Annotated in this window: 12 protein-coding genes; 7 read left to right on the top strand and 5 right to left on the bottom strand. The window is 73.7% G+C overall.

Annotated features, from left to right (window positions below):
• Positions 1 to 1,359, bottom strand: coding sequence for a glutamine synthetase family protein (locus tag ACZ6SQ_RS03310; protein ID WP_469556223.1), 1,359 nt, complete (start codon positions 1,357 to 1,359; stop codon positions 1 to 3).
• 84 nt (positions 1,360 to 1,443) lie between these two features.
• Between ACZ6SQ_RS03310 and ACZ6SQ_RS03315 the strand changes: the two genes are divergently transcribed.
• Positions 1,444 to 2,175, top strand: coding sequence for a FadR/GntR family transcriptional regulator (locus ACZ6SQ_RS03315; protein ID WP_469556225.1), 732 nt, complete (start codon positions 1,444 to 1,446; stop codon positions 2,173 to 2,175).
• A gap of 55 nt (positions 2,176 to 2,230) precedes the next feature.
• Entirely contained in the window at positions 2,231 to 2,917 is a 687-nt protein-coding gene (locus ACZ6SQ_RS03320) for a gamma-glutamyl-gamma-aminobutyrate hydrolase family protein (protein WP_469556227.1), read from the top strand.
• A gap of 411 nt (positions 2,918 to 3,328) precedes the next feature.
• On the opposite strand, the gene ACZ6SQ_RS03325 is transcribed toward ACZ6SQ_RS03320, so the two are convergent.
• Entirely contained in the window at positions 3,329 to 4,264 is a 936-nt protein-coding gene (locus ACZ6SQ_RS03325) for a LysR family transcriptional regulator (protein ID WP_386377120.1), read from the bottom strand.
• Between the two features lie 71 nt (positions 4,265 to 4,335).
• On the opposite strand from ACZ6SQ_RS03325, the gene ACZ6SQ_RS03330 reads away from it, so the two are divergent.
• Complete coding sequence (locus ACZ6SQ_RS03330; protein ID WP_469556229.1) at positions 4,336 to 5,511, top strand: TDT family transporter; 1,176 nt, start codon at positions 4,336 to 4,338, stop codon at positions 5,509 to 5,511.
• Here ACZ6SQ_RS03330 and ACZ6SQ_RS03335 read toward each other — a convergent pair.
• Positions 5,438 to 6,157 (bottom strand): helical backbone metal receptor, encoded by a 720-nt coding sequence (locus ACZ6SQ_RS03335; RefSeq protein WP_469556232.1) that lies wholly within the window; start codon positions 6,155 to 6,157, stop codon positions 5,438 to 5,440. The two genes, ACZ6SQ_RS03330 and ACZ6SQ_RS03335, sit on opposite strands and share 74 nt — an antisense overlap.
• A complete protein-coding gene (locus ACZ6SQ_RS03340) occupies positions 6,157 to 6,723 on the bottom strand; it encodes a helix-turn-helix domain-containing protein (protein WP_469556234.1) in 567 nt (188 codons plus the stop codon). The genes ACZ6SQ_RS03335 and ACZ6SQ_RS03340 overlap by 1 nt, the downstream gene beginning before the upstream one ends.
• A 425-nt stretch (positions 6,724 to 7,148) precedes the next feature.
• Here ACZ6SQ_RS03340 and ACZ6SQ_RS03345 point away from each other — a divergent pair, with 425 nt between their 5' ends.
• From ACZ6SQ_RS03345 to ACZ6SQ_RS03355, 3 genes are all read left to right on the top strand, one after another.
• Complete coding sequence (locus ACZ6SQ_RS03345; RefSeq protein WP_469556615.1) at positions 7,149 to 8,078, top strand: 5'-3' exonuclease; 930 nt, start codon at positions 7,149 to 7,151, stop codon at positions 8,076 to 8,078.
• A gap of 98 nt (positions 8,079 to 8,176) precedes the next feature.
• A complete protein-coding gene (locus ACZ6SQ_RS03350; RefSeq protein WP_469556237.1) occupies positions 8,177 to 9,022 on the top strand; it encodes a siderophore-interacting protein in 846 nt (281 codons plus the stop codon).
• Between the two features lie 436 nt (positions 9,023 to 9,458).
• Positions 9,459 to 11,030, top strand: a complete 1,572-nt coding sequence (locus ACZ6SQ_RS03355) for an amino acid permease (RefSeq protein ID WP_469556240.1) — start codon at positions 9,459 to 9,461, stop codon at positions 11,028 to 11,030.
• 26 nt (positions 11,031 to 11,056) lie between these two features.
• Here ACZ6SQ_RS03355 and ACZ6SQ_RS03360 read toward each other — a convergent pair whose 3' ends face one another.
• Entirely contained in the window at positions 11,057 to 11,638 is a 582-nt protein-coding gene (locus ACZ6SQ_RS03360) for a GNAT family N-acetyltransferase (protein WP_469556243.1), read from the bottom strand.
• Between the two features lie 125 nt (positions 11,639 to 11,763).
• Here ACZ6SQ_RS03360 and ACZ6SQ_RS03365 point away from each other — a divergent pair, with 125 nt between their 5' ends.
• Positions 11,764 to 12,714, top strand: coding sequence for a pseudouridine synthase (locus ACZ6SQ_RS03365; protein WP_469556247.1), 951 nt, complete (start codon positions 11,764 to 11,766; stop codon positions 12,712 to 12,714).
• Positions 12,715 to 12,774: the final 60 nt, after the last annotated feature.

Consider the following 12,774-nt stretch of genomic DNA (forward strand, 5'->3'; position numbering starts at 1 on the left):
TCACATGCGTTCGAAGGAGCGCCTCAGCTCCCAGTCGGTGACCGCCGCGTCGAAGGCCTCCACCTCGACGCGCGCCATGTTGCGGTAGTGCGCGACGACCTCGTCGCCGAACGCGGCCTTGGCCAGGGGGCTGTTCTCCCAGAGCTCGGCTGCCTCGCGCAGGGTCGTGGGGACGTGCTCGTAGTCGGCGGTGTAGGCGTTGCCGGGGCAGGGCTCGGGCAGCTGGAGCTTGTGCTCGATGCCGTACAGACCCGCCGCCACCATGCCTGCGACCGCGAGGTGCGGGTTGACGTCGCCGCCGGGGAGGCGGTTCTCGAAGCGCAGCGAGCGGCCGTGGCCGACGACGCGCAGGGCGCAGGTGCGGTTGTCGTGGCCCCAGGCGACGGCGGTCGGCGCGAAGGAGCCGGGCTGGAACCGCTTGTAGGAGTTGATGTTCGGCGCGTACAGCAGCGAGAAGTCGCGCAGCGCGGCGAGCTGTCCGGCGAGGAAGTGGCGCATCACCTCGGACATGCCGGCCGGGGAGGCGAAGACGTTGTCGCCGTCCGCGTCCGTCAGCGACAGGTGGATGTGGCAGGAGTTGCCCTCGCGCTCGTTGTACTTGGCCATGAAGGTGATCGACACGCCCTCCTGCGCGGCGATCTCCTTGGCGCCGGTCTTGTAGACGGCGTGCTGGTCGCACGTGACGAGGGCCTCGTCGTAGCGGAAGGCGATCTCGTGCTGGCCGGGGTTGCACTCGCCCTTGGCGGACTCGACGGTGAGCCCGGCGCCCGCCATGTCGTTGCGCAGGCGGCGCAGCAGGGGCTCGATGCGGCCGGTGCCGAGGATGGAGTAGTCGATGTTGTACTGGTTGGCGGGGGTCAGCCCGCGGTAGTTCGCGTCCCAGGCCTGTTCGTAGGTGTGCTTGAAGACGATGAACTCCAGCTCGGTGCCCGCCTGGGCGGTGAGGCCGTGTCCGGCGAGGCGGTCGAGCTGGCGGCGCAGGATCTGCCGGGGCGCGGCGGCGACGGGGCTGCCGTCCTCCCAGGCGAGGTCGGCGACGAGCATGGCGGTGCCGGGGTTCCAGGGCACGCGGCGCAGGGTGGCGAGGTCGGGGTGCATGGCGAAGTCGCCGTAGCCGCGGTCCCAGGAGGACATGGCGTAGCCGTCGACGGTGTTCATGTCGGCGTCGACGGCGAGGAGGTAGTTGCAGCCCTCGGTGCCGTGCGCGAGCACCTCGTCGAGGAAGAATCTCGCGGCGAACCGCTTGCCCTGGAGCCGCCCCTGCATGTCCGGGAAGGCCAGGACGACGGTGTCGATCTCACCGGCGGCGACGAGGGCGTGCAGTTCCTCGACGCCGAGCGGCGGTGTGCGGTCTGCCACGGGAAAGCCTCCTTAAGGCTTCTTGGGCCAGCCGGAAGCCATAAGGTATTGCGGAGAACCATTGCTTGGGAAGGGGGCGCGGCGATGCCGGGACGGACGGACGACGGGGCGGACGGGCTGACCCCGGTGCTGCGGCCCGTGCGCGCGGGCAACGGCTTCGAGGAGGCCCTGGAGCAGATCCTCCAGGTCGTGCGGCTGGGCCTGGTGCCGGCCGGGGAACGGCTGCCCGCCGAGCGGGAGCTGGCCGAGCGGCTCGGCATCAGCCGGGTGACCCTGCGCGAGGTGCTCAAGGTGCTGCAGGACCAGGGCCTGGTGGAGTCGCGGCGCGGGCGCTACGGCGGAACGTTCGTGCTGGCCCGCGCCGACGGCGGCGGCGAGGACGAGCTGCGGCGCCGGGTCGCCGGGGTGGACGTCGAGGACGTGCTGCGCTTCCGCGAGGTGCTGGAGACGGGCGCGGTCGAACTGTGCGCGACGCACGGCCTGACCGAGGAGCGGGCCGCCCGGCTGCGCGAGGCCCTGGCCCGCACCCATGACGCGCCCCTCGGCGGCTACCGGCGGCTGGACACCCTGCTCCACCTCACGCTCGCCGAGCTGTCCGGCTCCCCCTCGCTGGCGGCCCAGTACGCGGCCGTGCGGGCCTCGGTGAACGACCTGCTCGACTGCATCCCGCTGCTGGTGCGCAACCTGGAGCACTCCCAGCGCCAGCACACCGCGCTGGTCGAGGCGGTGCTCGACGGGGACGCGGACGCGGCTCGGGAGATCATGCGCGAGCACTGCGCGGGGACGGCGGCACTGCTGCGAGGATTCCTCACCTGACCCGCTCCGCGCCGGAAAGGTACACGGACGGTCCATTGACGGCCTGGGAGGGCGTATGGCGGACAGACCGCTGATCGGGATCAGTACCTACCTGGAGTCCGGCGTGCGCTGGGGCGTCTGGGAGCTGCCGGCGGCCCTGCTGCCGGCCGGCTACGCCGGTCTCGTCCAGCACGCGGGCGGCCTCGCGGCGATGCTGCCGCCGGACGAGCCGGACCTGGCCGCCGCCACCGTCGCCCGTCTCGACGGACTCGTCGTCGCGGGCGGCCCCGATGTCGACCCGGCCCGCTACGGCGCCGGCCGCGACCCCCGCACCGGCCCGCCCGCGCACGCCCGCGACGCCTGGGAACTGGCCCTGATCGACGCCGCGCTGAGCGCGCGCCTGCCCCTGCTCGGCGTCTGCCGGGGCATGCAGCTGCTCAATGTCGCCCTCGGGGGCACGCTGACCCAGCACATCGACGGCCATGCCGAGGCGCCGGGCGTCTTCGGCACGCACCGGGTGAAGCCGGTCCCGGACACGCTGTACGCCGCGACCGTCCCGGAGGAGACCGACGTCCCGACCCACCACCACCAGGCCGTCGACCGTCTGGGCATCGGCCTGATCCCCTCCGCCCACGCCCCCGACGGCACGGTGGAGGCCGTCGAGCTGCCCGCCCCGCACTGGGCCCTCGGCGTCCAGTGGCACCCGGAGATGGGCGAGGACCTTCGGGTGATGCGGGCGCTGGTCGCGGCCGCGGGTGCCTGACCGGCGGTTGAACGGGGTGCCTCGGTGTGTCGTCGGGCTGCGGCCGTACGTGGTCGCTCGCGCAGTTCCCCGCGCCCCTTCAGGAGCGGTGGGCCAACGCCCCCTCAGGGACGCAACGGCCGACGGCTGGGGGCAGGGCGCTGACGCCGCACGCGGCTGCTCGCCCCCCCTTCAGAGCGGCGGATGGCCAACGCCCTTCTTAGGGGCGCGGGGAACTGCGCGAACGGCCACGACGAACGGACACACGACAACCGACGCGACACCGGGTGGCCGCAGGCCACTCAAGCCCCGCCGCACGCGGCTGCTCGCCCCCCTTCAGAGCGGCGGATGGCCAACGCCCTTCTCAGGGGCGCGGGGAACTGCGCGAACGGCCACGGCGTACGGACACACGACAGCCGGCCGCCACGCCACCTACCCCCGCGTCAGGGACAGCAGTTCCCTTGCCGGGCCCACCGGGCGGTGGCCTGTCGGCCATACCGCTCGGAGGTCGCGGGCCAGGGCGACGCCGTCGACCGGCACGCTCACCAGGCGCCGCATGGCCAGCTCCTCGCGCACGGCCAGCTCGCTGAGCACCGCGGGCCCCGCACCGCTGACCGCCGACGCCTTCACCGCCGTGGTGGACGACAGCTCGATGAGCGGCCGGGCCAGGCCACCCAGCGCGGTGTCCAGCACCTGCCGCGTGCCGGAGCCCTTCTCCCGCAGGATCAACGGCGTCGCCGCCAGCTCGGACGCCTCCAGCGGGCGCCTGCGACGGGCCCAGGGATGGCTCGGGGACGTCACCACGATCAGCTGGTCGTGGGCGATGACCACGGAGTCCAGTCCCGACGGCACCGTGAGCCCCTCCACGAAGCCCAGGTCCGCCTCGTCGGACAGCAGCAGCTCCGCCACGGCCGTCGAGTTCCCGGCGTGCAGCGACACCGCGGTGTCCGGCCGCTGCGCGCGCAGCGCCAGCAGCCACCCCGGCAGCAGATACTCAGCGATCGTCATGCTCGCGGCGACCCGGAGCCGGGAGTCGCGCCGGTCCCGCAGCGCCTGCGCGCCCACGTCGAAGGCCTCGGCCGCCTCCACCACCCGCCGCGCCCAGTCGGTCACCAGCGCCCCCGCGTCCGTGAGCCGGGAGCCGCGCGGCGAACGGTCCACCAGGGCCACGCCGAGCTGGCGTTCCATGGAACGGATTCGGCTGCTCGCGGCGGGCTGGGTGATGCCGACCTCGCGCGCCGCCGCGCCGAGACTGCCCAGCCGGGCGACGGCCAGCAGCAGCTCCAGCGCGCCCAGGTCGGGGACCCGGTGCGCCAGCGACCCCCCGCCCGGTCGTACGTCCGCGTCCCGCCCCTTGCTGCTGCTCATAACCCCACCTTATGTCGTGATAGAGGCATAGCCCCTGGTCGAGGCGGCACGGGGACCGGAGGCTGGATGTCATGGTCACCGCCGCCCAGCCCCTCTCCCCCGCGCCCACCTCGCGCACCGGGAAGCCCGCCACCCCTCGCACGGGAACGGCCACCGCCCTGCGCCACCTCGGCCCGAACTGGTACGCCACCGTCATGGGCACGGCCGTCGTCGCGACCGCGCTGCCGGGGGACCTCCCCGCCCTGCGCCCGTTGCGCGCCGCCGTCTGGGCGCTCGCCCTCCTGCTGCTCGTCGTGCTGCTGGCCGCCCGCGCCCTGCACTGGCGCCACCACCGTGACCAGGCCCGCGCCCACCTCCTCGACCCGGCCGTCGTGCCGTTCTACGGCTGCCTCTCGATGGCCCTGCTGGCCGTCGGCGGCGGTGCGATGACGGCCGGGCGGTACTGGATAGGTCCCAACGCGGCCCTCGCGCTGGACGTGGTGCTGTTCACCGCCGGTACCGCCGTGGGGCTGGCCGCGGCCGTCGCCGTCCCGTACCTGATGGCCGTACGCCACCGGGTGGGCGTGGAGCAGGCCACGCCGGTGTGGCTGCTGCCGCTGGTGGCGCCCATGGTGTCGGCGGCGCTGGGCCCCCTGCTGGTGCCGTATCTGCCGCCGGGGCAGGCCCGCGAGACGCTGCTGCTGGGCTGCTTCGCGCTGTTCGGGCTGAGCCTGCTGGCCACGCTGCTGATGCTGCCGCTGGTGTTCGCCCGTCTGGTCACGGGCGGCCCGCTGCCGCTCGCCCTGACGCCGACACTGTTCCTGGTGCTCGGCCCGCTGGGCCAGTCGACCACCGCCGTGGGCCACTTCACCGACGTGGCTCCGGGCGTGGTGCCCGCCCCGTACGCCGACGGCTTCGCGCTGCTCGCGGTCCTGTACGGCGTCCCCGTCATGGGCTTCGCGCTGCTGTGGCTGGGCCTTGCCACCGTGCTCGTGGTACGGGCCGGGCGGCACGGGATGGGCTTCGCGATGACCTGGTGGGCGTTCACCTTCCCGGTGGGCACCTGCGTCACGGGCGCCGCGTCCCTGGCCCGGCACACCGGACTCCTCGCCTACGACGCCCTCGCCCTGGCCCTCTACGCCGTCCTGCTCGCCGCCTGGGCGGCCGCGGCCACTGGGACGGTACGGGGACTGCTCAGCGGAGAGCTGCTCGCAGGGCCTCGCCCAGCACCCGGGGCGCCGTCGCCAGCGACGGCCCGTACCAGGTGAGGTGCCGGCCGTCGACGAGCGCGCAGGGCAGTCCGGGGAACGCCTCGGGGCCGTCCTCGGCGGTGAAGCGGTAGGGCTCGTCCGGCAGGACCACCACGTCCGGGGCCGCGGCCCGCAGCTCCTCCAGGGGGACGCGCGGATACCGCTCGGCGTGCCCCGCGTAGAGATGGCCGACGCCGAGGCGGGCGAGCACGTCGCCCGCGAAGGTGTCCCGGCCCAGCACCATCCAGGGCCGCCGCCAGATCGGCACCACGGCACTGGTCCCGGCGGGCAGGGCGAGCGGCGCGGCCCAGGCGGCCCTGGCCTCGTCCAGCCAGCGCGGCCGGCCGGCCGCCCCACAGGCGCGCAGCACCCGCTCCAGCTCGACGAAGGCCTGCGGCACGTCACGCACCTCGGTGAGCAGCACCTCGACGCCCGCGGCGCGCAGGGCGGCCAGGTCGGGCGCGCGGTTCTCCTCCTCGTTGGCGAGGACGAGGTCGGGGCGCAGGCCGACGATCCGCTCCAGCGCGGGGTTCTTGGTGCCGCCGATCCGGGTGACGTCCAGGTCCGCCGGACGACTGCACCAGTCGGTGGCGCCGACCAGCACGCCGGGCAGGGACACGGCCACGGCCTCGGTCAGGGACGGTACGAGGGAGACGACGCGCATCAGCGGGGCCGGTCCTCGACGGCCTCGATGTGCTCGGCGACGGCGACCACGATCACCCGGGTCTCCGGCCCCGTGGCCCGCCAGCGATGCCGCACCCCGCCGGTCAGATAGAGGGTGTCGCCACGGCCCAGCCGGTAGGCGCGGCCCTCCGCCTCGATCTCCACCCCGCCGTCGGCGACGTACATCAACCGGTCGTTGCGGTACTGGAATTCACGGCCCGCGTCATGGTCGCCGGTGAACTCCGAGGCGTGCATCTGGTGATGTCCGCGCACCAGCGATCGCGCCTGCGGCGCGAGGGGTCGCTCGACGTCCTCGGCTCGCACGACGTCGACGCTGCACGCCGGGTCGGCCGCCGCGAGGAGTTCGACGGCCGTGGTGCGCAGGGCGTCGGCGAGCTTCTCCAGGGAGGCGGTGCTCGGCCGGGCCCGGTCGTTCTCGATCTGGCTCAGGAAGGGCACCGACAGGCCGCTGCGTTCGGACACGACGGCGAGGGTGAGTTCCAGCGCCCGGCGACGTCGTCGCACGGCCGCACCCACGCGCAGGTGCTGTTCTTTGTGGTCGCCCATCGCTCCGGCTCCCTCCTTCGCTCGTCCTCGCTCACCGGCCGCTCACCGCAGCACCGCTCCCGGTTGATTCTCCCGCTGAGCTCCCGGTGGATTCTCCTGATGGCTTCTCTGCACCCTACGCATGTTCGGCAAACCGTTTCATGCGGGCGTCACATCGCCGACACATTGTCCGAGGCGCGACCCCTCAGTTCGCGCCAGCGGACAGCCGCGCTCCGCATCCGCGTGACGCCGTTCCGTGCGTATTCCGGGCTCTTCAGGTGACCCGGACCCCAACTCGGGGGCCCGTCCGGCCGGTTCACAGGCCCATGCGTGGCTCTGCGTGGTTGTCCAAATCCGTATGGTGGCCGACGGCGGGAAAACAGGGCATTCCCGGGGCGGCACACGGCCGCTGCGCCGAAGGGCCGTTGTCGGTGCCTTACGGCATGATGCGAGACGTGACCGGACGACTGATGCTCCTCGACACCGCCTCCCTCTACTTTCGCGCCTACTTCGGCGTACCGGAGTCCGTGAAGGCCCCGGACGGCACTCCCGTGAACGCCGTGCGCGGGTTGCTGGAGTTCATCGACCGCCTGGTGAAGGACCACCGCCCGGACCAGCTGGTGGCCTGTATGGACGCCGACTGGCGGCCGCAGTGGCGGGTCGACCTGATCCCCTCGTACAAGGCGCACCGCGTCGCCGAGGAGCGCGAGGCGGGGCCGGACGAGGAGGAGGTGCCGGACACCCTCTCCCCCCAGGTGCCGGTGATCGAGGAGGTCCTGGACGCGATCGGCATCGCCCGCGTCGGCGTCGCGCGCTACGAGGCCGACGACGTCATCGGCACGTTCACCGCGCGCGCGAAGGGCCCGGTCGACATCGTCACCGGCGACCGCGACCTGTACCAGCTGGTCGACGACACGCGTGGGGTGCGGGTGCTGTATCCGCTCAAGGGCGTCGGCATGCTCCAGCTCACCGACGAGGCGTGGCTGCGCGAGAAGTACGGCGTCGACGGCCCCGGATACGCCGACCTGGCCCTGCTGCGCGGCGACCCGAGCGACGGGCTGCCCGGCGTGCCCGGCATCGGGGAGAAGACGGCCGCGAAGCTGCTCGCGGAGTTCGGTGACCTGGCCGGGATCATGGCCGCGGTGGACGACCCGAAGGCGAGGCTGACGCCTACGCAGCGCAAGCGGCTCACCGAGGCGGGGCCCTATCTCGCGGTCGCCCCGAAGGTGGTGCGGGTCGCGGACGACGTGCCCCTGCCGGACGTCGACCCCACGCTGCCGCGCACCCCGCGCGACCCGGTGGCGGTCGCGGAACTGGGTACTCGCTGGGGCCTCGGGAACTCGCTGCACCGGCTGCTGCTCACGCTCGGCGCCTGAGACTCGCCGGTGCTCATGCGGGCCACCGGTCGGACACATGTCAGGGGGTGTAGTGCTAACTTAGGTATACCTAAGCAAGGGAACGCAGGGAGGCCGCCATGGCACTACGTCCGGCCCGCGGGGCACGGAAGCCCCACTCCGCGCAGGTCGTCCGCACCGAGCGGCTGACCCCGCACCTGCAACGCGTGGTGCTCGGCGGCGACGGCCTCGCCGAGTTCTCGGTCGGCACCCACACCGACCACTACGTGAAACTGCTGTTCCCGGCCGAGGGCGTGACCTATCCCGAGCCGTACGACCTCCAGCGCATCCGCGAGGAGTTCCCGCGCGAGCAGTGGCCGGTGACCCGGACGTACACCGTGCGCGCCTGGGACCCCGAGGCGCACGAGCTGACCCTGGACTTCGTGGTCCACGGCGACGAGGGCCTGGCCGGCCCCTGGGCGATCCGGGTGCGGCCCGGCGCGACCGTGCGCTTCCTCGGCCCCGGCGGCGCCTACGCCCCGGACCCGACGGCCGACTGGCATCTTCTCGTCGGTGACGAGAGCGCCCTGCCCGCCATCGCGGCCGCCCTGGAGGCCCTCCCCGACGACGCCGAGGTGCGCGCCTTCGTGGAGATCGCCGGGCCCGGGGAGGAACTGAAGATCGACACCGCCGCGGAGGTCGTATGGCTGCACCGCGGCGGCCGGCGCATCGGCGAGGCGCTGGTGGAGGCGGTGCACACGCTGGACTGGCCCGAGGGCCGGGTGCACGCCTTCGTGCACGGCGAGGCGAGCTGGGTGAAGCAGCTGCGGCACCTGCTGCGGGTCGAGCGCGGCATCCCCCGCGAGGACCTGTCCATCTCCGGCTACTGGCGCCTCGGTCACGACGAGGACGGCTGGCAGGCGTCCAAGCGGGACTGGAACGCACGGATCGAACTGGAGCAGGAGGGCGCCGCACCGGCGGCGTGAACGCGGAGACGCGGGGACGCGGCGGCACCAGCCGCGTGTGCGTGAAGGGAAGCGGCGACACCCGGGGCGGGTGGCGCCGCTTCGGTGTTTCCGGGGGAGGGCACGGCCGTGAAGGAGCGTTCGGAGCAAGGGCGTTGGACGAAGCCGAGGGCACGGGCGCCCAGAGGGATGCGGGCGGGCGCCGGGCTTCGCGGCCACGCCCGGAGGCGTGCACGGTCACCCGGGAGACGTCCGTCAGGCTCGCGCAGCCCCCGGCGGGGCAACCCCCTCGGCGCGGTGAGGACTTGGGCGCGCGGGTGACACGGACGCGTCATGCGGGTGAAACAGGGCGTCCCTAATTTCTGTCGCCCGACAGGAAATGGGTTCGCCCCGCACCTCGTCCCCGTACGACACCCCGTACGACGCCCTCACCCTCCCGCCGAAGGCAGGTGCCGCCGTGACCACCACCGCCCCCTCCGACCTGCGCCCCGACCCACCCGAGCCCGGCTCCGACCGCTCCCTCGCCGAGTTCGGCTACCGCCAGGAGCTGCACCGCAGCCTCGGCCGGTACGCCTCCTTCGCGGCCGGGTTCTCCTTCATCTCGGTCCTGACGACCGTCTTCCAGTTCTTCGCGTTCGGATTCGCCTTCGGCGGCCCGGTCTTCTTCTGGGCCTGGCCGGCCGTGCTCGCCGGACAGTTGCTGGTGGCGGCCTGCTTCGCGGAACTGGCCGCGCGCTACCCGATCTCGGGCGCGATCTACCAGTGGTCGACGCGGCTGTCGAACGCCACCTTCGGCTGGTTCGCCGGCTGGATCATGGTGATCGGCCAGATCGTGGTGGTCGCGGCGGCCGCCCTCGCACTCCAGATGGTGCTGCCCGCCCTCTGGTCCGGCTTCCAGCTGATCGGCGACGACCCGGCACCCACCTCCCCCGACGGCGCGGCGAACGCGGCCGTCCTCGGTGTCGTCCTGCTGGCCCTGACCACCCTGGTCAACGTCCTCGACAACCGCGTGCTGTCCCTGGTCAACCGCGTCGGCGTCACCGCCGAGATCGTCGGGGCCGTCCTGATCGTCGTGCTGCTGCTCACCCACTCCGAGCGCGACCCCGGCATCACCTTCCACACCGGCGGCGGCGACCTGACGGGGGCGCTGCTGGTGGGCTCGTTCGCGGCGGCGTACGTGCTCATCGGGTTCGACAGCGCGGGCGAGATGAGCGAGGAGACCCGCGACCCCCGGCGCACCGCGCCCCGCACGATCCTCACCGCCCTCGGCGCGGCCGGCCTGCTCGGCGGACTGATCGTGCTGGGCGGACTGCTGGCCGCGCCCAGCCTCACCGACGGCCGACTGGCCGTGGACGGGCTGTCCTACGTCCTCACCAGCAGCCTGGGCGACGGCGTGGGCCGGCTGCTGCTGGCCGACGTGGTGATCGCCATCGCGGTGGCCACCCTGGCGATCCAGACCTCGGCCTCCCGCATGCTGTTCTCCATGGCCCGCGACGGACAGCTGCCGTTCGCCGGCCGCCTCGCCCACGTCAACCCGCGCACCGGCATGCCCGGTGCCCCCGCGACGGTCGTCGGCGTGCTCGCCGCGTCGCTGCTCCTGCTCAACTTCGCCTCCCCCGAGGCGTTCCTGGCCATCGGCACCACCTGCATCGCCCTGCTGTACCTGGCCTACGCGATGGTCACCGGCCCGCTGCTGCTGACCCGTCTGCGCGGCCGCCTCCCCTCGGGCGGCACGGACGAACGCGGCGCCCCGCTGTTCTCCCTCGGCCGCTGGGGCGTCCCGGTCACCGCCCTCGCCGTGCTCTACGGCCTGTTCATGACGGTCAACCTGGCCTGGCCCCGCGCCGAGGTGTACGACCCGGCGGGCGGGCACTGGTACTTCCAGTGGTTCACCCTGCTGTTCCTGGGCGTCACCGTCGCCGTGGGCGTGGCCTTCCGCGCGTACCGCGGACGGAAGGCGGCGTCCGCGCCGCTCGCGGACACGGTGCCGGTCCAGGACCGGAGCCTCGACGACGAGGTGGCGGTGTAGCGCACCTGCCCGGCCCCGGCTTCGGGTCAGTCTCCGCGCACGCGGGCGTGCAGGTGCATGTCGTGCCAGCCGTCGGTGTGCAGGCCCGAGCGGCGCTTGGTGCCTTCCGGACGGAAGCCCGACTTGGCGGCGACGCGGCAGGAGCCCTCGTTCGCCACGGAGTGCAGCAGTTCCAGGCGCTGGAGGCCTATGTCGTCCAGCGCCCAGCGGGACAGGGCGGTGGTGGCCCGTGCGGCGACGCCCTGTCCGCGGGCCGCCGCCGTCGTCCAGTACGCGACCTCGGCGACCCCTTCGTCGAGGCGCAGCTCCCGCAGGGCGACCCGGCCCAGCAGCCGGCCGCCGTCCGCCGCGACGACGGCCCACTGCGCGGAGTCCTCCTCCACCCAGTCGCTGGTCCACTCCCCGATCCACTCCCGCACCTCCGCCACCGACTCGGCGGCCCGCAGATGCCAGCGGTGGATCAGCGGGTCCTGGAAGGCCTCGTGCAGCGCGGGCGCGTCCGAGTCCAGCCACGGGCGCAGCAGCAGGCCGTCGCCGGGGTCGAGCGTGGGCTGCGGCATGCCTGCGAGGGTGCCGGCGGGCACGACCGGGGCCGTGAGATAGGGCATGATCGCCATCCTGCCAAGGCGCCGCGGCCGGCCCAACGGGTTTTACGGCCCCACTCCGCCGGGCGGAGCTCCGCCGGGTTCCGGCGCCTCGGGGCAGGACCGGGGCGACGTAGGCTTGCCTGACCATGAGCCGTCGTCGCACTCCCCCGCCCTCCCCGCTGCCGCAGCGCGACGGCGTGGACCCGGTGCGGGTGCGCCTGCCCGGCGAGGGCGCGTGGGCCACGGTCGGCGAGCACCTGGTGGACCGGCTGTCCGGCGCGGGCGCCGGGGTGGTGCGCGGGATGCTGGACGACGGGCTGATCGTGGGCGCGGACGGGCGCCCGGTGGCGGCGGACGCGGCCTATGTGCCCGGCATGTACGTGTGGTTCCACCGCGAGCTCGCACCCGAGGTCCCGGTGCCGTTCCCGGTGGAGGTCGTGTACCGCGACGAGCACATCGTCGTCGCCGACAAGCCGCACTTCCTGGCCACCACTCCGCGCGGCTCCCACGTCTCCCAGACCGTGCTGGCCCGGCTCAGGCACGACCTGGACATCCCCGCGCTGAGCGCCGCGCACCGCCTCGACCGGCTCACGGCCGGCCTGGTGCTGTTCACCGTGCGGCCCGAGGAACGCGGCGCGTACCAGACGCTGTTCCGCGACCGGCTGGTGCACAAGGAGTACGAGGCGGTCGCGCCCTACGACCCGGGGCTCGACCTCCCGCGCACGCTGCGCAGCCGCATCGTGAAGGAGCGCGGCGTGCTCAGCGCCCGCGAGGTGGAGGGCGAACCGAACGCGGTCAGCCGGATCGAGCCCGGCGAGTGGCGCGGCGAGGGTCCGGCCCGCTACCGGCTGCTCCCCGCCACCGGACAGACCCATCAGCTGCGGGTGCACATGAGCGCGCTCGGTCTGCCGATCCTCGGCGACCCTCTGTATCCCGAGCCCGGCCCGCCCGTGCCGGAGGGTGACTTCCGGCGCCCGCTGCAACTGCTCGCGCGCGTCCTGGAGTTCACCGACCCGGTCACGGGCGTGCCCCATCGCTTCGTCAGCGGCCGACAGCTCGCCGCGTGGACCTCGTACGCCGACTGGGCCGGCCGGTAGCGGCCGGGGCGAGGCGGCGGCCTTCGAGGCACCCGTACCCTTCGGCGCCCGCCGGTGTCC

The sequence above is a fragment of the Streptomyces sp. NPDC048600 genome (genome assembly GCF_055587025.1).